We start from the raw sequence: 22597 nt of genomic DNA, 5'->3' as shown, positions 1-22597 counted from the left end.
AAGTGAAGCTCACCGTTCTTGGCGCATCAGGATCCATGTCTGGTCCGAATTCTGCAGCTTCCAGCTACTTGGTTTCGGCTGGGAGCACACAGATCGTTATGGACATGGGGCCCGGCTCATTCGGGGCTTTGCTGCGTCACACAGATCCGGCGGACCTAGACGCGATCTTCCTTTCTCACTTGCACGCTGATCACTGCACCGACATTTTGTCGATGCAGGTTTACCGCCGCTGGCACCCCAAAGGAAAGCTGAAGCCGGTACCCGTTTATGCGCCCTCGGGAATCCTGGAGCGAGTTCGCGGTATCGAGGGCAACCCTGACACTTCTGAAACTTACGCGGACGTGTTTGATTTTCGCCCTCTACCGGCGGATGTGCAGATAGGTGACCTGCACGTTCGCTCCACTGCTGTGTACCACTCGGTCGAGGCATACGCGCTCACCGTTGAAGGGCCGGCTGAGGGCGGCGGCACGGCTTCTCTTTGCTACAGCGGCGATACTGACGAATGTGACGGCGCGGTAGAGGCATGCGCCGGGGTGGACCTGTTCCTGTGCGAATGCGGTTTCACTAGCGAAGACACTGCCGAAGGAATACACCTAAACGGCATCAAGGCTGCCCGCGTTGCAGCCAAGGGGCAGGCCCGCAAGCTGCTGCTAACCCACATCCAACCGTGGACTGATGCCAGCGTATGCCTGGACGAGGCCGAAGGGTTCCTAAAGAGCCCAGAGGGCGAACAGCTGGCAGGAACTGCGGGGCTCCTTAACGCCAAAGTAGGCCTTGCCGAAGATGGCAAGACCTACCTGCTGTAGCAGCTACAAGAGCGGGGCAATGTCCTTTGCCAAGGCTCTAAACAAGATGCCACGGTGGCTGATCTGGTTCTTCTGCTCGGGGCTCATCTGTGCGGTAGTTACCTCGTAGCCGTCAGGACGGAAGATCGGGTCGTAACCAAACCCGCCCTCGCCGTGGCGTTCGTGCAATAACTGGCCAGATACCTTACCCATGCGTACAACCTCGGTGCCATCGGGCAGAACCAAGGCCGCAGCGGACACGAAGGCGGCACCGCGATACTTATCGGGCACGTCAGCTAGTTGACCTAAAAGCAGGTCCAAGTTAGCGGCGTCATCGCCGTGGCGTCCCGCCCACCGGGCCGAGAAGATCCCCGGGGCTCCACCTAAAACGTCCACGCAGATACCCGAATCGTCCGCAATCGCAGGCAGCCCGGTGGCATCAGTTAGTGCGTGAGCCTTCAGCAGCGCATTCTGTTCGAAAGTCACCCCATCTTCTTTGGGCTCAGGTGCACCCAGCCCAGCCGCAGATACGACGGCGTCAGGATCAAAATTATTCAATTCCTCGGCCAAGATCTGGTGCAGTTCAAACAACTTGTGCTGGTTGTGCGTGGCAAGTACCAGCTTCACCTTGTCAGAGAGCTTATTCATCCAGGGCAGCCTTCTGTAGTTGGGCCAGATTAGCGCATCCGGCCTCAGCCAGATCTAGCAGCTTGCCCAATTCGGAACGATCAAACGGAGCGCCCTCTGCGGTGCCCTGGACCTCTACGAACTTGCCGGAACCAGTCATTACCACGTTCATGTCAGTTTCGGCGCGCACGTCCTCTTCGTAAGGCAAATCTAGCCTGGGTTCTCCGTCAATGATGCCGACCGAAATGGCACTAACCGAATCTGTCAGCACGGGGTTCTTCCCATCGGCGCGGATCAGCCCCTGCTTCTGGCCATAACGCACCGCATCCACGAGGGCGACATAAGCGCCAGTAATAGAAGCGGTACGGGTGCCCCCGTCCGCCTGTAACACGTCACAGTCAAGCACAATAGTGTTCTCGCCAAGTGCCTCAGTGTCGATGATGGCGCGCAACGAACGGCCGATCAGTCGAGAGATCTCGTGGGTGCGGCCGCCAATCTTGCCCTTCCTAGACTCGCGCTGGGAGCGCGTCGAAGTGGCGCGGGGCAGCATCGAATATTCGGCAGTTACCCAACCGCGTCCCTGTCCCTTGAGCCACCTGGGCACCCCTTCTGTCAGAGAAGCCACGCACAGCACAGTGGTATTACCAAAGGAAATCAGTACGTTCCCTTCGCCCTCATTTAGCCAATTGCGTTTGATTTCTACCTTACGAAGCTCATCTACTTCGCGTCCGTCTGCTCTACTAGTCATACCTTTACCATACAGGCGCGCGCAGGCAGAGCCAGCCCGGAAGCAATAGTGTAAAGGCATGGTGCAAAAACTTCCCCTAGCCCGCGGTGGCATAGATGCAGCCAGTCAAGACCGAGCAAATGTTGACCTAGCAGCCCTTGCGGCTGCAGCCCCCGTAATAGCGGTAGACATGCGGCGGCGCGTCCTGTTGCGACAAGAGGACAAACCCGCTTTAGCTGCCCTGACGCCCTCGGAAATAAGGCGGGAATTCTCCAGCCTCACCCAAGCTATTGCACAGGGGCGGATCTTCTTTCTGGGCAAAGTCGAAGGCAAGCCGGTACTTGGCTGCCACGTTTCGGATCTAGATTCCTTTAGGGGGCGGCGGATCAGCTCAATCCGCCAGGTAGGAGCATTACTAAGCCCGGCAGATTCTTCGCTCGCATCGGCAGCCATTGCGCTCGCGGTGTGGCACTCGGGGGCCGCATACTGCCCAGTGTGTGGGGCCAATACCGTTGCGCAAGCAGGCGGGTGGGAACGTAAATGTTCCGGATGCGGCAAAATAAGCTATCCGCGCACTGACCCATCAATTATCTGTTCGGTCATTGATGAGCAGGATCGGCTCCTAATCGCACACAATATTGCCTGGCAGGAGGGCCGTATTTCTGTTCTGGCCGGTTACGTAGAAGCAGGTGAAGCTGCAGAAGAGACGGTGCACCGCGAGATTGCCGAAGAGGTGGGATTGAGCGTTTGTAACGTGCAGTATTTATATTCGCAAGCCTGGCCATACCCACGCTCTTTGATGCTGGCATTTACTGCGACCACAGCCGCGACGGACGCGGACATAGTGTGCCAGGAGGACGAAATCGGGTGGGCCAAGTTCGTCACCAGAGAAGAATTTATTTCGCTTGCTAAGAAGCAACAGATAATTGTTCCCTCCGATACCACAATCGCTGCTAGCATGATCGAGCGCTGGCTAGGCCAGCCGCTTCCCAGACCTGAAGGGGAGGGCGCTAGTCTCATCTGTCAGTAGTAGGAGGCACAATCTAGACCATGGAACCTGCCAAATTGCTTGACGCCCTCGATCCGGAACAACGCAGGGTAGCCCAGCAGGTGACGGGGCCGTTAGTGGTAAGGGCCGGTGCCGGTACTGGCAAGACTCGGGCTATCACTTACAAGATTGCCTACGCGGTTGCCAGCGGTGTCTACGACACTCATGACGTGCTGGCAGTTACTTTCACTACCAGGGCGGCATCAGAGATGTCTGCCAGGCTGCGCGCCCTAGGAGTGCCGGGGGTGCAGGCGCGCACTTTCCACTCGGCAGCCCTGCGGCAGCTGCGGTATTTCTGGCCCACAGCGGTCGGCGGCCCCCCACCAAATCTTGTTGACCACAAGGCGCCGCTCGTAGCGGCGGCTGCTTCCAGGTTGGGCCTGCGCGCGGATAAAACTACGGTGCGCGATTTGGCATCCGAAATTGAGTGGGCCAAAGTGTCTTTGATCAGTCCGTCTGATTACGTGCAGACGGTTACAGAGCTAGGGCGGGACATGCCTGCCGAGCTTACGGCGGAGCAGACCGCTCGGTTGCTTACGGTATACCAGAGCGTGAAGAGCGAACGCGGCGTCATCGATTTTGAGGACGTGCTTCTGCTAACCGTGGGGATGCTTGCCGAGCGGGGGGACATAGCCGCAAAAGTGCGGGCGCAATACAAACACTTCGTGGTAGACGAATATCAGGACGTGTCCCCGCTGCAACAAGAACTGCTCAACCAGTGGGTCGGTTCGCGCAACAACCTATGCGTAGTTGGCGATGTTGCCCAGACCATCTACTCCTTTACCGGGGCTACTTCAAAATATCTGGTGGATTTTCCCAAGCGTTTTCCGGGGGCCGGAGAAGTTGAGCTAGTTCGCAACTATCGGTCGTCGCCGCAGGTGGTGTCTCTGGCCAACCGGATTGTGCGCAACATGGGCAGGGGCACCAGTAAGTTGCAGGGCGCAGTGCAGCTACAAACCCAACGGGAAATTGGAAAGGCTGTGCAATACCACGTCTACAGCGACGACGAGGCCGAAGCCCGGGCAGTCGTGCAGCAGATTATTAAGTTGCGCGATAGTGGGGTAAACCTGGCTGACCAGGCCATCTTGTATCGAATAAACGCCCAATCGCAGGCATTTGAGCAGGCACTGTCTGAAGCTGGGATTGGCTACTTAGTGCGCGGAGCCGAAAAATATTTCAATCGGCAGGAAATCCGCAAGGCAATGGTCCTCATCCGGTCTATGGCCAAAGCTGGCTCCCCGATCCCGCTAACCCAAGCCGTAGCCGATGCCGCCTCCTCGGTGGGGTGGACGGCGTCCCCGCCGGCAGGTACGGGCGCAGTGCGGGAACGCTGGGACGCGCTGGACGCCCTCGTAAAGCTAGGCGAAGACCGAGCCGAAAAGGGGCTAAGCCTGCGCGATTTTGCTGCAGAACTGGAAGAGCGGGCCGCCTCGGCGAACGCGCCGCAAATAAATGGTGTGACTCTGTCTTCAGTGCATGCTGCCAAGGGCCTTGAGTGGGATGCCGTTTTCTTTGTGGGGGTATCCGAGGGGTTATTCCCCATCTCGCAGGCGCAGACTCCGCAACAAATTGCTGAGGAACAACGCCTGGCATACGTGGCTGTCACCAGGGCTCGCGACCATCTGCACGTTTCTTATGCCAAGGCTCGTTCTGAGGGGCGGCGGTCCACCAGAAAGCCTTCCCGGTTCTTTGATGGGATTTGGCCACGGGAAGTATCCCGGACGCCCGCGCTCAGCAAAGCAACGGGAAGGGCGGCCGCGAAGGAATTTGAAGAGGAAGCAAGCCCAGAAGAGAAGGAACTCTTCGAAAAGTTACGCACGTGGCGTGCGGCAGTAGCGAAGGGGATATCTAAGCCTGCTTTTACCGTGCTTACAGACGTGACCTTGCGGGATACCGCCACTGTGCGTCCGGCTACGGTCAAGCAACTGTCACTGATTCGCGGGATTGGCAGGGTAAAACTCGACCAGTATGGGGCAGCAATACTGGCGGTTGTGCGCGGCGAGGATCCGGCGCGCATGGCAAAGAAAACCCTGGCTAATTTTACTGACTTGGCTGCAGACTAGCTCCGCAACCGCAGCCCGGTTCAACCTGCCAATGCTGGTAGGTTGGAATTGGGCTGTCGGTTGTAAAAGTCCAGGTAGCACCCACGGTGTCAGGGATGCGGCCCCGCGCTAAATCAGCAGCTTGACGCACGATAAACGCGCCCACGGCAAAAGTGAGGATAGATTCGGCCCGTTGGGGAAGGGTCTTGCCCAGCATGCATTTCAGGTTGGCCCACAGCGGATCTTTTCGTTGCTTGGCAATGTCAACGCAGTTGATGCACGGTGAAGCTGAAGGCATGACTAGCGGGCCCACCTCGATAGAAGTATCTAGCACGGTCACAACCAGGTGGGGGATCCCGTCGAACATGTAGGGAAGAGACCGGCTTGCGTCCGCTGCCGGACTAGAGATCAGAATGGCAAAGTTGGCCGGCCCGCGAAAGGGCGTTGCGGTGGGGGCTATCTTTTGCCGTACTAGCTGCGCGCGTGGGGAGCCTACGTCCTCGGCGCGGTAAAACAGTCCAACATCCTGGTCGCTCACAGCTGTAGGATCTTTCGGATCGACGCGGAGGAAGCCGGCCTTCGACAAGAGTACGGCGGTGTGTGCGCCTAAAGGATCTAGGCCTTCGATTCTGGTGCGCAAGTAGGCGCGGGCCTGCACTCCTTTTGCTGATCCTTCTTGCCGCACCCACCACTCTTGATCCGTCCCGGCCGGCCTGGTTCGCCCGTGCCAGACCATGTTGGCTTCCGACAGGAGGCTCCAGATTTGCTGATAGTCCTCTTGGGGAAGGGCACGCCTGCGTTTTGTTCCAGTCTTTGCCCTTCCGAGGGCGTGGATGTAGTTGCGCTGCTGCCTAGTTAGCCCTTCTAACCGGCAGGCGAGTGGCGGTGCGGTACCAAGCTGTATCGCCCCGCCGGGAAGCGAAACGATTGGAACTCCTGGCTTCAATCTCATGATTCCCCCTAACAGGTCAAGGGTTTCATGAGTTTGTAGCTGCTATGGCAGAAGCAAAAATGCTGTGGAAAAGCCTGTGGATAACCTACTCGTGGGGCTCGTCAGAGTCACCGGAGTCTGCAGAGTCCTCGTCTTGGGATTCCTCGATCTGCTGCTGTCCGGCCGATTCGTCGCCAGCATCTAGGCCTTTCGCGTACCCCAAGGTGCCGTCTAGTAGCGCTTCTAGTTCGGCATCTACCTGGGCGTCGGCCTCGGCTGCTTTTTGGCGCCCCTCCAGGAATGAGTCCGGGTTGTCCAGCTCTTCTGCTGTGGGCATCACGTCGGGGTGGGACCAGTACTTATCCCGCTCGGCTTGGCCCACTTTCTCGCCAAGAACGCGCCAGAGTTTAGCTGCATCGCGGACACGTTTCGGCCGTAGTTCTAGACCCATTAGCTGGGCTAGCACTTGCTCAGCGGGGCCACCCTGAGAGCGGCGCCTACGCATCATCTCTTGTAGTGGGGCAGCGGCGGGAAGATAGGCGCTGCACGCCTTGGCGGTTACTTCTTCAACCCACCCTTCGACTACCGCGAGGATAGTTTCGACCTCTTTTTTGGCCTGTTCTTGTGCCTCGGAGGAGGTAGGCGAGAACATGCCGGAGGACATGGCTTCTTGGATGTGGGCCGGATCCATGGAGTCTAGATCGCGAACCGTCTGCTCAATGTGGTCGAAGTCTATTTGGATTTGAGCAGAGTATTTGCTGATGGCTCGGAGTAGGTAGGAGCGCAGCCACGGGGCAGCGTTGTAAAGGCGAGCCGAGGCTGCTTCGCGCACCGCTAGGTACTGCAGCACGTCATCAGCGCCGATTCCCAGATCAGTTCCAAAATCATCCACATTTGAAACCACTAAGGCGGTAAGTGAGTCGTCAGAGAGGGGCAGCCCAACATCGGTAGAGCCTAGGGCTTGGCCTGCAAGAGTTCCAATGGCCTGCCCGATTTGCATGGCGAACACGGATCCGGACATTCGTCGAACCATGTCCGCTGGGTTCATCTTGCCTAGGGCTCCTGAGATGCCAAGGCCGGGAATTGCGAAGGAGCCTTCCGCCTGATCGAGTCCCATTCGGCCGAGCTGCTGCGAGAGGGCATCGGTCATGGCGTCAGCGGCGTGGGTGGCAACTGGCATGCACATGACTTTCCAGGTTGGCAGTGTTTGCCTGATCCATTCGGCGCGCGACCATGCGTGCCTATTTGCCCTTCCGGGGGTCAACACCGTCACTGAATCGAGCCACAGGTCAGCGATTGACAGTGCATCACGTGCTCGGGCGGCCTGCGCGGCGGTTGGGGCCGGGTCCGGTTTTGTGGAGCTGGTTTGGATGGCAATCTGCGAGACCATATCCCAATCCAGGGCTTCAGATGAGCCAGAGAACAACTGGGTTACAGACTGTATTAAGTGTTGAATCTGGGTGGGATCCTTCGGCAGGTTCATGCCTCCGGTAATAGCTTGAGGATCCAGCCCGCTTTGCCGCATCTGCTCTAGCATGCGTTCAGCGGCCTCGTCGCCCAGTAGCTGGCGTAGCATCTGCTCAATGCCAGATAGGTCGTCGTTGCTGTTAGAGTCGGCCATTTTCGATTCCCCCACTTGTCGGTTGCGACCAGTTTACAGGGCAAGGCATTTGACCTCGCTACGGGGGCGGGACTTATCGCCATCGGAGGAAGTGAGCATTGCGCGGGGCAGGCATATTGGAGCGGCAGGGCGATTAGACAGTTCCGGGTGCACCTGCCGATGCTGTGCAGATGAGCTCTTTTCTTTTAGAAGACGGGTTAGTGCCCCTGTTGTTTCTCGGCGTCATCTGTGAGGACGGTGCTGGTATTGCGGACGCGAAATTGGGTGGAAGTTGAGGTAGTGGTCATTAGCTGGTCAACTTTCTGATAGGGGTGACCGGCTGCCTGGTAGTAGACCTCCCAGGTGGTGGTTAGTGTGATTCGCCGCTGCTTTGCTGGGGCGTACGGGTGAGTGATGTTTTGGTTTGGGTAGGGCAATCCTGGGGAAGTGGTTGTGGTAGTTTTTCCGTCTGCCCAGTCCCACTCGTATTTAATGGGGCGAGCTTTGAGAGTCACTTCTATTGGCCCCACATTGATGGTTTGGATTTGGGGTTTTGCCGTCGTATAGGCGATTACCGGGGGATTGCCTGGCAGAACTGCATCGGTGTCCGGCTGACGGCGCACCGCGGGCGCCTGCAGGTCGGCGCTTTGCACCCATCTGTGTACTTGGGCTGGTACAGCTGCTAGAGCCAGTTGAACTGGCGTAGGAGCCTGCGCAGTAGAGGTGGGCTCAGGCGGACACAGGGGGAAGAGAGACTCATAAGCCCAGGTAAGTGAGCCAAATGCTAAGGCTAATGTGTCGCTGCAGGGGAAGGGATCCTGAACATGGGTATCAGGCGTTGCGGGCGCGCCCACCTTGGGCTGATAGCTCTGATTCGAATATCCGGTAGAACCACCGTAGCCAGGAGTTGACTGGCTTGCTTCGACGAAGAACTTATCGCCTTTGACTAGGGCGTCTAACTGACCATCAACGTCTGACGCTAATGCGTAGGAGGGGACGCATAGGACTGCTAAGAGCACGGTAATTAGTAAGGCTGTAGCCCGCTCTCTACCTCTCACTGCCCAGTCTTTCCTATGTTCTTAGCCTCGCGGATGCCATATTCTTTTACTTTCCAGGCTCCGTCTATGTAGAGGAAGTTGATCCCGTAGTCCAGCATCGCTCCGTTGTTCTTCTTTGTGGGGTCATCCACTGAAGTCTGTGGGGCATTATGTACAAGGTATTGGACGTACAAAACTCCGCCGTCTCTGGGTTCTGATGCTACGAATTTCATGGATGCTCGATCGCTTACCCACAAACCAATCTTCTTGATTTTGGCCTTTAGATGGGCGATTTCCTTCGGTGCGAGTCCTTCGTTGGCGATGGCCCGTTGCATTGGCGCGGTATCTCCGGTCTGGACGGCATAGTCGTGAGTCTTGATGAAGTATTCACCTGCGGCAATCGCGCCTTCCTGAGTGTTGCGTTGGGCCTCTATGGGGAGGGTTGGCGGTCCGTCTTCCCACCCTGACTTTGGGGTTGGTTTTTGTGAGCGGCTTTGAGAACTGGTCGGGGATTGCTTGGGGGAGGAATCCGCGTGGGTGGCGCAGCCGCCGCAAAGGAGGGCGCCAACTATTGCGACAGCAGTAAGATGCTTCGTTGCATGTTTCACATTTTCAAAGTTACCGGATGCTTTTCTGTCCCCGCAACAGGTATTGCCGCCCTTGTGGAAAACTGCTTTTTCTAGAAGTTATCGGGGGCGGCAGAATAGTTAGTGATGGCGGTGGCGCTGGGTTTACTCAGCTTTCCCTATGCTTCTATCCGCACGGAGGCCAAATGCCTTCCAGGCTCCATCTTGATTAGAGAATATTCGCCGGAGGCAACGATGCCTTCTCTTGTGTCGGGCTGCGCCTCGATGGGAATGAGGCGGACAGACCTCTATCCTGATTTTTGGGAAGGGGGCCGCCTGGGCAGCAAGAGCGGCTACTGGATGTTAGTTGCCGATGCTTGCTTGTGGCCTATCTTGTATGGATCCTGACTGTCGCGGGAAGGCGTGCGTCTTCCGTTGACGTCGTGTATCTGCCACCTGCCAGACTTGAAAGTAGCGTGCACGATATATTCTCCGGTAGACCGAGAACCTGTAATGGCTATGGTGACGACATACCTGCTGTCGCTGAGCCGCTGTACGTTTGCGACCTCGCCGTAAGTTGCGGCCCCTTTTACTGGCCCGTATTCCGTTAGCGTTTTGCGGATTGCCTGCAATTTCTGTTGTATGGGGGCACCCGTCTCGGCGACTCTGTCCAGCGGCTCCATATTTCCAGTACTCATTGCGTAATAGTGTGCCTCTAAGAAGTATTTAGCGGCGGCAATAGCACCTGTCTTGCTTTTCTCATGTAAATTCGCCGGCAGTTTGGGAGCGGTGCGCGCTGTCGGATCAGAGCTTGGCGAACTATTTCCGTATTCTTCGGACTCCTGGTCTTCTTGACGCTCTTCCTCTGAGTAGTCCCCGTCCCCTTCGTCGCTGTCTGAGAAGTTGTGGTCGTGGTCGCTACTCGACCGGGTGGTTGATTCCTCTGTTGGGGAAGAGTCGTCGCTGTCGGAGCTAAAAGGCGTGATGATGCACCCTGTGCATAGCAGGGTTATGGCGGTTGCGATAGCTAAAAAATGTGATGTTGTATGTCTCACACTTTATAGATATCGCGCCGCTGTCTCCGCTGCAACAGTAACGCGCAGAATGTCCAGTACATAGGCTCTTTTTAGGTAAGGGATAAGAAATCTTGGCACAATGGGGCCGTGGAAGAAAAACGTCCTTGGTATCGCAAGAAGTCTGCTCTAGGTGTAGCTGCTGTGGCGGTTGCTGCAATCGCTGCGGTGGCAGTGCCGTTACCGTACGTGATCGAGAGTCCCGGGCCCACTTTTAACGTGTTGGAAAAGCAGGGAGACAAAAAGGTGATTTCCGTGTCGGGGGCGACAACGTATCCCACCTCCGGGTCGCTGCGGATGGTAACCGTGTCGATGCGTGGGGGACCTGGCGCTAACGTGTCTCTGGCCGAATTAGTGGCGGCGTACTTGCGCGGGCACAGCCAGATAACTCCGGAAGAGGAAGTGTTTCCCAAGAATGTTACCCGCGAGCAGATCGAACAGGCCGCGGCGGCGCAGATGCAGGGCTCCCAGCAGAATGCGGAGGCTGCGGCTCTTGCCGAGCTCGGTTACAAGGTGCCCGCCATCTTCGAGATCATGCATGTTGCCAAAGGTACCGATGCTGACGGCAAGCTGAAAAAGGGCGATAAGATTCTTAGAATTTCCGAGGGCGGTAATTCTGTAACCACTGATACTGCCGGCTCCCTGTTCGCTTTTCTGAAGAAGGTGCCGCCTAAGAAAGTGGTGACGGTTAAGGTGCGTCGCGCTGGTAGGGACCAGGATGTTGCTGTGCGCACTTCCAAGGCCGAAGGTAGACGAGGCTCCGTTATGGGGGTCGTCCTAAAGCCCGATGTGAAACTGCCGGTAAAGGTGAATATTGCCCTGGCTGACGTTGGTGGACCCAGCGCCGGAACTATGTTCGCCCTCGGGATTATTGATCAGCTGACCCCGGGCGCGATGACTGGCGGCAAGCAGATTGCCGGCACGGGAGCCATTCGCATGGATGGCGAGGTCGAAGCTATTTCTGGTGTGCCCCAGAAGATGGCTGGTGCCTACGCAGATGGGGCAAGGTACTTCCTGGTCCCAAGACAGAACTGTGCGGACACTAATGGGGCGATACCCAAAGGAATGCGAGTAGTTCGCATAGATACTTTGACCGATGCTCGCGCGGCGGTGGAAAGCATTGGGAAGGGCAAGGTTGATGCGCTCCCAACCTGCTCCACGAAGTAGCCGCTATGCAGAGGGTGCGAAAGTGGCTAGCAGCGCCTTCTCTAGATCTGGTACCAACCCGGAGGAAGCTACTACCTGATCCTCGCTGTCGTGAGAGCGGGTGCGCACAGCAGTAAAAGAGGCGCCGGAGCGAAGCGCGCCAGCTACCATGCGGACCTCGTCTCGATCCGGGTGGGACATCAAGAACTCGGTGCGCTCCTGCGGATCTTCAGGAGCTTCGGCCTCGACCTGTGGGGGAACGATGATGCGCTCCATAGCCACTGCTGCGCCCTCGACCATCGGCGGCCATTCAATGCGTGCAAGCATGTCCCCAATATCTTCAGACACGTTCTCTTGTAAGACAGCCGTCAGGTTATCTGGCGAGGACTCCAGGAGCATGGTCAGCTTCTGTTTTGAGTCGTCATCCAACGCCTCGCCCTGCTCCAGAACAAAGCGGGTAGGAACGAGGGCGAAGAGGGAAGGGGCCTGGTTCCAGCCGAGGCCGGCGAGTTCCCGCTCAATGTCGTAGATTGCTGCAGCTAGTGCTTCTGGGGCTATATCCATGCCTAAATAGTGCCACTATCTAACATTCCTGCCCAATTCGTTAAGCCTGGTGTGAACGTAGCGGGCCCAGCTCCAACTAGTTGGAGGACAGGGAACAAAACGTGAAACAATAGGAGTGATTTTAACCCCTACGCACTAGGAAAGCTGTGAGTTCTAACAATCAGTTTCCCGGCTTCCCGGATTTTGGGAATTTTGGTAAAGGGCGGGCAGGCCGCTCCAGTGCGGCAAAACCGCAGTTGCCAAAGTTCAAGAAACCGGGACCGCTTGGTATTACCGTAATAATTTTGGCAGCGTTGTTGCTGTTCATCGTCCTGATGGCAGGGCTCTGGACCGAGGTCTTGTGGTACAAGCAGCTCGGGTATTTGCAGATCCTGTTCACCCAGTGGGGCTCGGCGGCCCTGATGGGATTGGTCGGCTTTGTGCTGGCGTTTGTGATCGTCGTAGTGAATATTTTCTTGGCGGTGCGCTCTATGAAACCGGGGCGCTCTGCCGCGTCGGTATCTGAGTATTCACGCCAGATCATCTCTCACCCGAAAATATTTACCTTCGGCATCGCTGCGCTAGTGGGCATCTATTCCGTGCTGAAATTGGCTCCTTCGTGGAGCGTGCTGCAGGTGGCGTTGAATTCCACCCCCTTCGGCAAGAAGGATCCTATTTGGGGATTTGACCTATCCTTCTTCACATTCCAGTTGCCGCTTCTAGACTTGTTGTCCTCGGCAACTCTTGCAATGGTCGCAACTGCGGCCGTGGCGACCGCGGTCATCTACTACTTGGGTGGGGCAATTCAAGTAACCCCGAAGGTGCACGTGCGGCGTGGTGCTCGTATTCACCTGGGCATCCTCGCTGGCATCTTGTCGCTGCTGGTGGGACTGCGCTACATCGTTGGGCGTTTTAACATGCTGGCGCAGCAAGGTGGGCCTACAGATGGCGCAATGTACACGGACATTAACGCGGCGCTGCCGGCGAATACCATCCTGGCCGTGATCAGTGCGCTGATCGCCATTCTGTTCTTTGTGGCGGCATTCAAAGGCACCTGGCGCCTTCCCGTTGCGGGCCTGGTCGTTCTAGTGGTGTCCTCACTGGTAATTGGCTTCGGCTACCCGATGCTGATGCAACGTTTCAAGGTGGATCCGAACGCGAAGGCACTGGAATCTACCTACATTCAGCACAACATCGACGCTACTTTAGCGGCGTTCGGCATGGACGATCTGGAATACAAGACCACCTCGGCAACAACAAAGGCCGAGGCCGGACAGTTGGCGGAAGACCAGGCTTCGACCTCGCAAATCCGTCTGCTAGACCCCGAGATCATTTCCCCGACCGTGCGGCAATTACAGCAGTCACGCCCCTATTACACCTTCCCAGAGCAGTTCGCCGTCGACCGCTATAAGGTAGATGGCGAAAAGGCAGACACGGTGATCGCGGTTCGCGATATAAACCAGGAAGGTCTCTCGCAAGGGCAGCGTACGTGGGTTAACGATCACACGGTCTACACTCACGGCTTCGGCGCAGTGGCAGCTTTCGGCAACAAGGTCACCCCGGACGGGCTACCGGCTTACTGGGAACATTCGATTCCTTCCCGCGGCAAGATGGGCGACTATGAACCGCGCATCTACTTCTCGCCGCAAAGCCCGCAGTATTCCGTCGTGGGGGCGCCCAAGGGCAGTGCCCCGCAGGAACTCGACTATCCAGACGACAATGCGGAATCAGGCCAGGTAAACAACACCTTCCAGGGCAATGGTGGTCCTTCGCTTGGAAACTTCTGGAACAAGTTCCTGTATGCTCTGCGATTCCAGTCCACTGACCTGTTCTTCAGTGACCAGGTAAACGAGAAGTCGCAGATCCTCTACGATCGCGATCCGTCCTTGCGCGTGGCAAAGGCCGCCCCATACCTGACGCTGGACCGCAAGCCGTACCCGGCAGTGGTTGACGTGGATGGGGACCCGAAGACGCCGAAGCGTCTGGTTTGGATCGTGGACGGGTACACAACCTCGAACGCGTATCCGTACGCAGAACACGTATCGGTAGATTCTGTCACTGACGATTCGCGTACTAACGACGAGGAGCAGTTCACTCCGCGCAGCCAGATCAACTACATGCGCAACTCGGTGAAGGCCGTGGTGGATGCCTACGACGGCTCCGTCTCGCTGTACCAGTGGGACAAGCAGGATCCGGTGCTGCGCACCTGGCAAAAGGTTTTCCCCGGAAAGATCAAGCCGATCTCAGAGATCTCCGGCGACCTTATGGCACACCTGCGCTACCCAGAGGACCTATTCAAGGTGCAGCGCAAACTGCTAGAGACCTATCACGTCACCCAAGCTGAAAAGTTCTACACCGGTGGCGACCAGTGGAAGCTGTCTGAAGATCCCACGGTGTCGGTACCAAAGAACGAGTCTGCTCCGGTGCAGCCGCCGTACTACCTGACCATGAAGATGCCTTCGCAGCCCAGCGCTGAATTCTCGCTCACCTCGGTGTTTATTCCCGGTGGCGGATCGAAGCGTGCAGCAATGGCAGGATTCCTGGCAGTGGATTCCGAAACCGGTTCTGAGGCCGGCAAGGTCCGAGAAGGATATGGCAAGCTGCGTCTGATGGCGCTGCCGTCCTCGACTACGGTCCCTGGGCCCGGGCAGGTACAGAACAACTTCAACTCGGATCAACGGGTATCGAAGGAATTGAACTTGCAGGACCAGCAGGGCACCAAGGTTTTGCGTGGCAACCTGCTGACTTTGCCAGTTGGTGGCGGCCTGCTGTACATCCAACCGGTCTACGTGCAGTCAACAGGTACCACTTCCTACCCGCAGCTGCGTTCCGTCCTGACCTCGTTCGGTGACAAGGTAGGCTTCGCGTCTACGCTGGAAGAATCTCTGAACCAGGTCTTTGGCGGTGACGCCGCAGCGTCGACCTCATCGGTAATTGGCGGCGAGGGTGCAAAGAAGCCCACTGCCGAAAAGGTTGAGCAGAGTGCAGACCAGAAGCTGCAAAGCGCCTTGCAGGATGCCAAGGCTGCCCTGGACTCGGGCGGAAAGGCCCTGTCTAACCAGAATTGGAGCGAATACGGCAAGTCGCAAGAAGCGCTCAAGAAGGCTCTTGAGGAGGCCGTAAAGGCTGACCAGGAGCGGGCAAAAGCTAAAACCAAGTAGCCGGCGCGTACAATAAAATAAGGATCCGGGCTTCGGCTCGGATCCTTATTTTATTGCGAAAAAACTACAGAACTACAGCCAAGTATTGGCCAGTGCGATGCCCGCAGCACACAGTGCCATCCCTAGGATCACCGGCAAGATTGCCAGCGCCAACCCGCGGGCGACTTTGCCTCCTCTTATGGCATTGACCGCCTCTAACATGGCAGTTGAAAAAGTGGTGAAACCACCTAGAAAACCGGTGGCAAGCAGGTAGTGTCCCGAGGCCCCAAGTGGCCCATCAGCCGAGAGCGCAGCAACGATGCCTATCAGAAAGCAGCCGACCATGTTAACAAGGACTGTTCCTGCCATAGACCAAAATACTTTGGTGAGCGCATCAATGCAGTAGCGGCAGACCGCTCCTAGCGCGCCCGCCAGAGAGGCGCCGAGTAGAAGTATGACGGAAGGTATCATGCTAATCCCTTACCCTGATCAACCAGGACAAACCGATCTGCCCACAAAGAAGGCCGGAGATCGCCGCAGCCAGTCCCAGCGAAATTATGGCCCCGCCCTCAACAATTGCAGACAGTGATGGCCCTTGCGCGGAATTGGACATGGCAAGGGCGAAAGAAGAAAAGGTAGTGAAAGATCCCATGAACCCAGTGCCGAACAGCAAATAGTACTTGTCGAAGACACTGGAGATGCGGTTCTCGCGGGCACGAGCTGCCCGCCCGGCAATAAAGCCGAGCAGAAAAGCCCCAAGTACATTGACAATGGCTGTCGACCAGGGAACCACTAGCCAATCTAGGGGAAGGTTCTGTTCCAACAGGTCAAAGAGTGCCCTGGCTAGTGTTCCGAAAAAACCGCCAGTTGCCACTAGCGCGATATTTTTCAGGCTCCACACGTGCCAGAGCGCAGGATTTTTTCCAAAGCGCATAAACTCAGGTTATCGCAATGCAATATAGGGGGAATGGTGAGGGAAGTTTACCTGGCAGACGTCGCGTTGGGCAGTGGGCGAGCCAAAATTATCGTGGCTGTGGCATCTGCCGAGGACGTGCGCCTAGCACTCGAATCAGAATGCGACATTGTAGAGGTGCGCGCCGACCTGGCCCCCACCGAATGGGAGGAACTGCTGCAAGCAGTGCGCGGCAGGCGCCCAATTTTGGCCACCGTGCGTTCTGAATCCGAGGGCGGCAAATGCCCCGACGCCCTTTACGAAGAAACAGTCACCCGCTTGCTAGCGCAAAGTCCTGAGGCCATCGATGTACAAGTAGACCATCCCGCGGCGGCCACCCTGGTGCAACGCGCGCACGAAGTGGGGTGCAAGGTAGTGGGCTCGTTCCACGATTTTGCGGCTACGCCCTCGGTAGAAAAGATCTGCGAAAAATTTGCGGACGCCAGCGAGCTGGGCGCCGACGTGTGCAAGGTTGCACTCATGCCACATGGTGGAAAGGACGTGCTTACCGTCCTAGAAGCGCTCCGCCTAACAGCCGCCGAAATAAATAGGCCCCTTATAGGTATTGCCATGGGGAAGGTGGGGCAGCTATCTAGGCTGGCCGGGCCCGATTTCGGCAATTGTGCCACCTTCGCTGCAGCTGGAAATGCTTCCGCTCCAGGGCAGCTGCGGGTAGATCAACTCCGGCAGATTATTTGTGACTAAGCCGCATTTTGCGCAAAAAAATGTTTTTGATGTGGGAACCTTAACACATGGAATCCTATTCGTTGCCAATTTCGGAAGCTACCAGGGACGGGCTGTGGGCGCACGCCAAAGACGTTGCTATTCAGGCCGCCCAGTTGGCAGCAAAACGCGCAAGTGAGGGCAAGAATGTTCTTGCCCAGACCAAGTCTTCGCCGGTGGATCCGGTAACCCAGGTCGATCGCGAGGTCGAATCCCTAATTAGGCAGCGCCTCAAGCAGGTCCGTCCCGATGACGGCCTCATGGGCGAGGAAGCGGGGATCGAAGGCGGCAATACGGGCCTGTTCTGGATCATAGATCCGATCGATGGCACTGTGAATTTCATTCGCGAAGTCGCCCCCGCGGCAGTATCTATTTCTTGCGTGTACGGTTCCGTAGATCCGACTACCTGGGTGCCCGTAGTAGGAGTGGTAGCCGAGATCGGTACGGGCAGGCTGTACCATGCTGGCGCCGGCGCGGGAGCCTACTTGGGTGACACCCCAATTCATGTCTCCTCCCTGCAGGATCTAGACCTGGCTCTGGTGGCTACCGGGTTCGCTTACGATGCGCAGGTGAGGGCCAGGCAAGGCAAGTTTCTTGCGACGGTGACCGCAGATGTCGCAGATGTCTACAGAAGGGGGAGCGCCGCCCTCGACCTGTGCGCCCTTGCCTCCGGCGCGGTAGACATTTTCTACGAAGAAACGTTGCAACCGTGGGATCTAGCGGCGGGCAGCTTGATCTGTAAGGAAGCGGGTGCCCTCGTGAGCGACGGGCAAGGCGGTCCGGCATGCGAACATATGCTTACGGCTGCAAACCCCACGTTGGCTAATATTTTTAACCAGAGAATTTCGTCTACTTACTGGGAGTAAAAGTGGCATCAGAGTTTGAGACTGCGAACAAACTGATCGATGCCACAAGGCAGATAGTAGTTTCCCAGGGCATAGAAGGGTGTTCACTCGAGAAGATCTGCTCCAAGGCAGGCTTTACCAGGGGTGCCTTTTATTCGAATTTCTCCACTAAAGATGAACTGTTCGAAGCCCTTGCCGAGGACGAATACGCCCGCCTCATAGATGGGCTTACCGAGACCGTGGAAGGCTGGCGGCAGCAGGATCCCAGTGAGGCAACTATGGAGAAGTTGCTCGACGAGGTTTTGCAGGTACTACAGCTTGATCGTGATTTTTACGTGCTGCATTCCGAATTGCTGAACCGTTCGGTACGCGACCCGAAGTGGGGGATGCGCCTGGCCTACATAAATGCCGAGTTCATCCAGAAGATTGCAGCCGTGTTGCAGACTATTGCCAAAGCTACCCACCGGCATTTGGTCGTCGACGCTATTCCGCTAGCGCATGCGGTTGTTGGGGTGGCGCTTCGCGCTGCCAACATTGGGGCCATGCGCACTGCGTTGAAAGGTGAACCGCTAGTGCACACGGAGCCAGCGGCTGATGTGATCAACATGTTGCTGACTTTAATTTATGCCGCTACCGAGGGCCACTAGGTCGTACAAAACAGCTTAAAACTGCCGCAAACCAGCCATGGGCAGCGGTAATGATGGACCACAGATACCGAATGGTATTTGAGTGAAGCAGCTTCCTTCCGAAGAATGTCTAGCGATAAGACACCGGAAGGAAGAAGCATTGAGCTCCAAGATTACTTTTCTGTCTGAGGTAGGCTCCACGCAAGATGTGATGGCGGAGCGCATTGACGAGGGCGCAGAACCGTTTGAAATGTTGGTTGCCCATTCTCAGACTGCTGGTCGTGGGCGCATGGGACGGACTTGGGTGTCCGGCAGGGACCGCGGTCTTTACGCGTCTACGTACCTTCATCTTCCCGAATACAGTGTGGACGAATACGGCTGGGTTACGCTGCTTGCCGGTATTGCTACCCAGGAAGCGATCTGGCAGTACGGTGTGAGGCCAACACTGAAGTGGCCGAACGATCTGCTGCTAGACGGTGGGAAGGTATGCGGCATTCTTACTGAGCTGCACGGGCCCGGACAGTTCGTAGTGGGCGTCGGACTGAACCTTACGCAGGCCCCCGACGTTGATCGGCCCACGGCTTCTCTTTCCCAGGTCATTGCCCCTCCCAGCGTCGAGGAAATGGCGCGAACACTGAGCGAGAGTCTGAAGAAGATCTTTACTACCGTAAAACCTGGCCCAGAAGCGGCCGCCCTATACCGCCAGCGTGCCCTGTTTGGCGTGCGCATCCAAGTACACACCCCGGCAGGATTGATTGCCCCTGCTATTGCAACGGACATTACCGATTCTGGCGCCTTGGTGCTGGTAGAAGACCAGGGCAAGGAAAAGCTCATTACCTGCGGTGATGCCGAGATCGTAAAGGGCCTGAAATGAAAAAATTAGAGAAGATCCTTATTGCCAACCGCGGTGAAATCGCCCTCAGAGTGGTTCGCACGGTCAGGGAAATGGGCCTGAAATCAGTGGCCTGTTACGCGGATGAAGACATCAATACCCTTGCTGTCAGAGAAGCTGACGAAGCATATGCCCTGGGCGGACTCCGCGCAGGAGACACCTACTTAAACCACGACGCCGTCCTTGAGGTAGCTCGCAAATCCGGTGCTGACGCTATTCACCCCGGCTACGGGTTCCTTTCCGAGAACGCTGAGTTTGCACGCAAAGTCGCGGAAGCGGGCATCACCTGGATCGGGCCGAAAGCGGAGGTAATCCACGCCCTCGGCGATAAGATTGATGCGCGTGCACTAGCGAAAGATGCCAATGTGCCCACAATTCCAGGTTCGGCAGGCCCCGTGCGCACCGAGGCCGAAGCGGCCGCCCTAGCCGAACAGATCGGGTATCCGGTGCTGCTCAAGCGAGCCGACGGCGGTGGTGGGCGCGGAATTATCCGCATCCGGTCCCGGAAAGATCTAACCGATTACTACTCGGTCAGTTCCCCAGAAGCACTGGAACTTACTTTCTTAGAAAAGATTTGCGAGCACGCCCGCCACGTCGAGACACAGTGCATGCGGGACGTAGAAGGAAACTTCGCCGTAGTTTCCACCCGCGACTGCTCGGTACAGCGCCGAAATCAGAAGCTGGTTGAAGAGGCCCCCGCGCCCTTGCTACCGGAAGGAATCGAACAGAACCTCACCGACTGGTCGAAGCGACTGTTTGAACAGGCCGGCTACGTCGGGGTGGGGACGTGCGAATTCCTGGTCTGCGACGGACAGGCCTATTTCCTGGAAGTCAACCCCAGGTTGCAGGTAGAGCACACGGTATCCGAAGAAGTCACCGGGCTCGATTTAGTGGCCGAGCAGATTCGGATCGCCCGCCACGAAACCCTAAGCGAAGTTCCTGCCGTGCGCGGTCACGCAATCGAAATTCGCATTACCGCGGAAGACCCGGGAGCAGACCTGGCCCCCGCAACTGGGCGAGTGCATTCGCTTTCCTGGCCAGGAGGCGCCGGTGTTCGTATCGACTCATTCCTAGAGCCAGGTTCGGTAATTGGCCAAAACTTCGATTCGCTCATCGGCAAAATTACCGTCCATGCGCCCACCCGCGACCAGGCGATCGCGCGTCTGCTCCGAGCCCTCGCCGAGACCCGCGTTGAAGGGGTACCCACCTCTAAACCGGTATTCGAAAAGGTACTCAGTTCCGCAATATTTGCGAACGTACACCACTACACCTCGTGGTTCGACGAGAACCACGTAGTCGATTCTTTGGGGCTGGAGCCCTTCAAAGCAAGCGATGCAAAGACAGTGGCGCCGGTAAAGATGGCCCTCGAAATTGACGGGCGGCGCCACAGCGTCGTCCTCGACGAAAAAGCGCTCGCGGTCTTTGGATCCGCCGGCCCGGCAGGGCCAGTGCGCCCTCGCCAGCCGCTGCGCGGAGCACGCAAGACCACTGCGGTGGCAACTACCAGCGATGACTCGGGTGCGGTCGTTTCACCAATGCAGGCCACCGTTGTCAGGGTGGCGGTAGAGGACGGCCAGAAGGTCGAAGAGGGCGACCTGGTAGCTGTCATTGAAGCAATGAAAATGGAGAAATACCTGTACGCGCCGGCGGCTGGGATCGCGCGGTGCTTGGTCAGCCAGGGGGACACCGTGGCTTCCGGACAGGTCATCGTAAGAGTGGGAGAGGAAGAATGAACCCCACCGTTGATATCGATCGCAACAAGGTTGCCAAGCGCGTCGAACAGCTGACGGATAAGGCTGAGGAGCGTGCCCGCGAGCGCCAGCATGCGAAGGGGCGGGGAACTGCCCGCGAGCGCATCAATCAGCTGGTAGACGAGGGGAGTTTCCAAGAGATTCACACCTTTGCGGGCGGCAATATTGATGCCTCCTACTTGGGGTGTGCCGTGATCACTGGGTTTGGTCAGATTAGCGGGCGTCCCGTCGCGGTGTATTCGCAGGACTTTTCCGTGAAGGGAGGTACGCTGGGCGAGGTTGAAGGGCGCAAGATTTGTCATCTTATTGATGAGGCGTTGCGCCTTCGCATCCCCGTGTTCGCGCTGCTGGATTCTGGTGGTGCGCGCATTCAGGAGGGCGTTGCGGCCCTGGCGCAGTACGGCAACATTTTTAAAAAGATTTCTGAAGCCTCTGGGATTGTGCCCCAGATTTCGGTGATTTTGGGGCCGTGTGCTGGCGGCGCTGTTTATGGGCCTGCCCTTACCGACTTCATCATTATGACGAAGCGGTCTTCCTATATGTTTGTTACTGGTCCGAAGGTTGTGCGAGCGGTCACTGGCGAGGACGTCTCTTCAGAGGATTTAGGTGGGGGCGACTTGCATAACACCGTTTCTGGGGTGGCCCACTACCTCGCTGAGGACGAAGAGGATGCGTTGCAATTCGCCCGTTCTGTCTTCACCTATTTGCCGTTGCACTGTGAAGAAGAGGTCCCTAGGTATGACTATGAGCCTGATCTTGAGGGCGAGGCACTAGCAGCCCGCGTCGGAGACTTGGTGCCGTCCTCGGCGAAGCAGCCCTACGACATTATCGAAGTCATCGAGGCGTTGGCTGACTACGGCGAATTTGTGGAAATACAGGAACTATTTGGCCGTTCCATAGTGGTGGGATTCGCCTGCTTTGATGGCCGTTCGGTTGGCATAGTGGCAAATCAGCCGGCCTTTGACGCGGGCACATTGGACGTGAATGCGTCCGAGAAAGCCGCTCGTTTCGTGCGTTTTTGTGATGCCTTCGGCCTGCCGGTAGTTACGTTGGTTGACGTTCCGGGGTACCGTCCCGGTACCGAGCAGGAACGGGCCGGCATCATTAGGCGTGGCGCAAAGCTAATCACCGCCTACGCTACGGCAACTGTCCCACTGGTAACGGTCATTTTGCGGAAAGCTTACGGGGGAGCCTACATCGTCATGGGGTCCAAGTCGTTAGGCGCTGACTTCAATTTCTCATGGCCGCAAACCGAGATTGCGGTGATGGGATCCGAGGGCGCGGTAGACATCATTTTCCGCAAGCAGCTGCGCGCTGCCGGACAAGAGGGAATAGACGTTGCTGAGCAGCGGCGCCTCTACCAGGAGCAGTACCAGCGCGAGGCAATCGGACCGAATCTGTCGTTGGAAAAGGGAGAGTTAGATTCCCTAATCAACCCCAAGAACACAAGATCCACAATTATCCGCTCCCTGTCCGTACTAGAGCGGAAAGCCCGGTCGTATCAGACCTCTAAGTATCACGACAACGCGCCCCTGTAGGGCAT

21 protein-coding genes are annotated in these 22597 nt (G+C 57.1%); 11 read left to right on the top strand and 10 right to left on the bottom strand.

Going from position 1 to position 22597, the window contains the following annotated elements; translation table 11 throughout:
- Window positions 1-2 precede the first annotated feature (2 nt).
- Window positions 3-806, top strand: coding sequence for an MBL fold metallo-hydrolase (locus tag AC1EKG_RS06355; protein ID WP_278614515.1), 804 nt, complete (start codon window positions 3-5; stop codon window positions 804-806).
- Window positions 807-809: 3 nt separating this feature from the next.
- Here the strand turns inward: AC1EKG_RS06355 and rdgB are convergent, their stop codons facing one another.
- Window positions 810-1433, bottom strand: a complete 624-nt coding sequence (rdgB, locus tag AC1EKG_RS06350; protein WP_481067786.1) for an RdgB/HAM1 family non-canonical purine NTP pyrophosphatase — start codon at window positions 1431-1433, stop codon at window positions 810-812.
- On the bottom strand, window positions 1426-2160 hold the full coding sequence (gene rph, locus AC1EKG_RS06345) for a ribonuclease PH (protein WP_040315296.1): 735 nt from the start codon (window positions 2158-2160) through the stop codon (window positions 1426-1428). The genes rdgB and rph overlap by 8 nt, the downstream gene beginning before the upstream one ends.
- 58 nt (window positions 2161-2218) lie before the next feature.
- Here rph and nudC point away from each other — a divergent pair, with 58 nt between their 5' ends.
- Together nudC and AC1EKG_RS06335 are read left to right on the top strand one after the other, a co-directional pair.
- Window positions 2219-3169, top strand: coding sequence for an NAD(+) diphosphatase (nudC, locus tag AC1EKG_RS06340; RefSeq protein ID WP_048706849.1), 951 nt, complete (start codon window positions 2219-2221; stop codon window positions 3167-3169).
- Window positions 3170-3189: 20 nt separating this feature from the next.
- Window positions 3190-5250 carry an ATP-dependent DNA helicase UvrD2 gene (locus AC1EKG_RS06335; RefSeq protein ID WP_278614517.1) on the top strand — a complete coding sequence of 687 codons (2061 nt, stop codon included), beginning with the start codon at window positions 3190-3192 and terminating at the stop codon, window positions 5248-5250.
- Here the strand turns inward: AC1EKG_RS06335 and AC1EKG_RS06330 are convergent.
- The 5 genes from AC1EKG_RS06330 to AC1EKG_RS06310 all read right to left on the bottom strand — a co-directional run bounded on the left by AC1EKG_RS06330 (window position 5228) and on the right by AC1EKG_RS06310 (window position 10418).
- Complete coding sequence (locus AC1EKG_RS06330; RefSeq protein WP_101485933.1) at window positions 5228-6181, bottom strand: hypothetical protein; 954 nt, start codon at window positions 6179-6181, stop codon at window positions 5228-5230. The two genes, AC1EKG_RS06335 and AC1EKG_RS06330, sit on opposite strands and share 23 nt — an antisense overlap.
- Before the next feature lie 85 nt (window positions 6182-6266).
- Window positions 6267-7781: a zinc-dependent metalloprotease gene (locus AC1EKG_RS06325; protein ID WP_101485932.1), complete on the bottom strand. Its 1515-nt coding sequence runs from the start codon at window positions 7779-7781 to the stop codon at window positions 6267-6269.
- A gap of 197 nt (window positions 7782-7978) precedes the next feature.
- Entirely contained in the window at window positions 7979-8818 is an 840-nt protein-coding gene (locus AC1EKG_RS06320) for a hypothetical protein (RefSeq protein ID WP_101485931.1), read from the bottom strand.
- Entirely contained in the window at window positions 8815-9405 is a 591-nt protein-coding gene (locus AC1EKG_RS06315) for a DUF6318 family protein (RefSeq protein WP_101485930.1), read from the bottom strand. The genes AC1EKG_RS06320 and AC1EKG_RS06315 overlap by 4 nt, the downstream gene beginning before the upstream one ends.
- A gap of 311 nt (window positions 9406-9716) precedes the next feature.
- Window positions 9717-10418 (bottom strand): DUF6318 family protein, encoded by a 702-nt coding sequence (locus AC1EKG_RS06310; RefSeq protein WP_481067785.1) that lies wholly within the window; start codon window positions 10416-10418, stop codon window positions 9717-9719.
- A gap of 108 nt (window positions 10419-10526) precedes the next feature.
- Between AC1EKG_RS06310 and AC1EKG_RS06305 the strand changes: the two genes are divergently transcribed.
- Window positions 10527-11603, top strand: coding sequence for a YlbL family protein (locus AC1EKG_RS06305; RefSeq protein ID WP_004807612.1), 1077 nt, complete (start codon window positions 10527-10529; stop codon window positions 11601-11603).
- Between the two features lie 3 nt (window positions 11604-11606).
- On the opposite strand, the gene AC1EKG_RS06300 is transcribed toward AC1EKG_RS06305, so the two are convergent.
- Window positions 11607-12146, bottom strand: coding sequence for a PPA1309 family protein (locus AC1EKG_RS06300; RefSeq protein WP_004807614.1), 540 nt, complete (start codon window positions 12144-12146; stop codon window positions 11607-11609).
- Window positions 12147-12292: 146 nt separating this feature from the next.
- Here AC1EKG_RS06300 and AC1EKG_RS06295 point away from each other — a divergent pair, with 146 nt between their 5' ends.
- A complete protein-coding gene (locus AC1EKG_RS06295; protein WP_004807616.1) occupies window positions 12293-15286 on the top strand; it encodes a UPF0182 family membrane protein in 2994 nt (997 codons plus the stop codon).
- Window positions 15287-15358: 72 nt separating this feature from the next.
- Here the strand turns inward: AC1EKG_RS06295 and AC1EKG_RS06290 are convergent, their stop codons facing one another.
- Complete coding sequence (locus AC1EKG_RS06290; protein ID WP_004807619.1) at window positions 15359-15736, bottom strand: fluoride efflux transporter FluC; 378 nt, start codon at window positions 15734-15736, stop codon at window positions 15359-15361.
- Between the two features lies 1 nt (window position 15737).
- Window positions 15738-16199 carry a fluoride efflux transporter FluC gene (locus AC1EKG_RS06285; protein ID WP_004807622.1) on the bottom strand — a complete coding sequence of 154 codons (462 nt, stop codon included), beginning with the start codon at window positions 16197-16199 and terminating at the stop codon, window positions 15738-15740.
- Between the two features lie 33 nt (window positions 16200-16232).
- Here AC1EKG_RS06285 and aroD point away from each other — a divergent pair, with 33 nt between their 5' ends.
- The 6 genes from aroD to AC1EKG_RS06255 all read left to right on the top strand — a co-directional run bounded on the left by aroD (window position 16233) and on the right by AC1EKG_RS06255 (window position 22592).
- Window positions 16233-16922: a type I 3-dehydroquinate dehydratase gene (gene aroD / locus AC1EKG_RS06280; protein ID WP_048706855.1), complete on the top strand. Its 690-nt coding sequence runs from the start codon at window positions 16233-16235 to the stop codon at window positions 16920-16922.
- A gap of 47 nt (window positions 16923-16969) precedes the next feature.
- Window positions 16970-17806, top strand: a complete 837-nt coding sequence (locus AC1EKG_RS06275; protein ID WP_004807625.1) for an inositol monophosphatase family protein — start codon at window positions 16970-16972, stop codon at window positions 17804-17806.
- 2 nt (window positions 17807-17808) lie between these two features.
- Window positions 17809-18432 (top strand): TetR/AcrR family transcriptional regulator, encoded by a 624-nt coding sequence (locus AC1EKG_RS06270; RefSeq protein ID WP_004807627.1) that lies wholly within the window; start codon window positions 17809-17811, stop codon window positions 18430-18432.
- A 139-nt stretch (window positions 18433-18571) separates the two neighbouring features.
- Window positions 18572-19285 carry a biotin--[acetyl-CoA-carboxylase] ligase gene (locus tag AC1EKG_RS06265; protein ID WP_004807628.1) on the top strand — a complete coding sequence of 238 codons (714 nt, stop codon included), beginning with the start codon at window positions 18572-18574 and terminating at the stop codon, window positions 19283-19285.
- The gene (locus AC1EKG_RS06260) at window positions 19282-21036 is read left to right on the top strand and encodes an acetyl/propionyl/methylcrotonyl-CoA carboxylase subunit alpha (RefSeq protein WP_004807630.1); all 1755 of its coding nucleotides are present in this window, start codon (window positions 19282-19284) and stop codon (window positions 21034-21036) included. Before AC1EKG_RS06265 ends, AC1EKG_RS06260 begins: the two co-directional genes overlap by 4 nt.
- Window positions 21033-22592, top strand: coding sequence for an acyl-CoA carboxylase subunit beta (locus AC1EKG_RS06255; protein WP_004807632.1), 1560 nt, complete (start codon window positions 21033-21035; stop codon window positions 22590-22592). The genes AC1EKG_RS06260 and AC1EKG_RS06255 overlap by 4 nt, the downstream gene beginning before the upstream one ends.
- Window positions 22593-22597: the final 5 nt, after the last annotated feature.

The organism is Winkia sp. C0117E2 (assembly GCF_056590455.1).
This window is presented reverse-complemented; position numbering and strand designations above follow the sequence as displayed.

Bases quoted from the DNA above. Each gene is read 5' to 3' on its own strand.
- AC1EKG_RS06330 (WP_101485933.1), bottom strand. From the start codon at position 6,181: ATGAGATTGAAGCCAGGAGTTCCAATCGTTTCGCTTCCCGGCGGGGCG.
- AC1EKG_RS06260 (WP_004807630.1), top strand. From the start codon at position 19,282: ATGAAAAAATTAGAGAAGATCCTTATTGCCAACCGCGGTGAAATCGCC.
- AC1EKG_RS06300 (WP_004807614.1), bottom strand. From the start codon at position 12,146: ATGGATATAGCCCCAGAAGCACTAGCTGCAGCAATCTACGACATTGAG.
- aroD (WP_048706855.1), top strand. From the start codon at position 16,233: ATGGTGAGGGAAGTTTACCTGGCAGACGTCGCGTTGGGCAGTGGGCGA.
- AC1EKG_RS06335 (WP_278614517.1), top strand. From the start codon at position 3,190: ATGGAACCTGCCAAATTGCTTGACGCCCTCGATCCGGAACAACGCAGG.
- AC1EKG_RS06255 (WP_004807632.1), top strand. From the start codon at position 21,033: ATGAACCCCACCGTTGATATCGATCGCAACAAGGTTGCCAAGCGCGTC.
- nudC (WP_048706849.1), top strand. From the start codon at position 2,219: ATGGTGCAAAAACTTCCCCTAGCCCGCGGTGGCATAGATGCAGCCAGT.
- AC1EKG_RS06290 (WP_004807619.1), bottom strand. From the start codon at position 15,736: ATGATACCTTCCGTCATACTTCTACTCGGCGCCTCTCTGGCGGGCGCG.
- rph (WP_040315296.1), bottom strand. From the start codon at position 2,160: ATGACTAGTAGAGCAGACGGACGCGAAGTAGATGAGCTTCGTAAGGTA.
- rdgB (WP_481067786.1), bottom strand. From the start codon at position 1,433: ATGAATAAGCTCTCTGACAAGGTGAAGCTGGTACTTGCCACGCACAAC.
- AC1EKG_RS06325 (WP_101485932.1), bottom strand. From the start codon at position 7,781: ATGGCCGACTCTAACAGCAACGACGACCTATCTGGCATTGAGCAGATG.
- AC1EKG_RS06275 (WP_004807625.1), top strand. From the start codon at position 16,970: ATGGAATCCTATTCGTTGCCAATTTCGGAAGCTACCAGGGACGGGCTG.
- AC1EKG_RS06285 (WP_004807622.1), bottom strand. From the start codon at position 16,199: ATGCGCTTTGGAAAAAATCCTGCGCTCTGGCACGTGTGGAGCCTGAAA.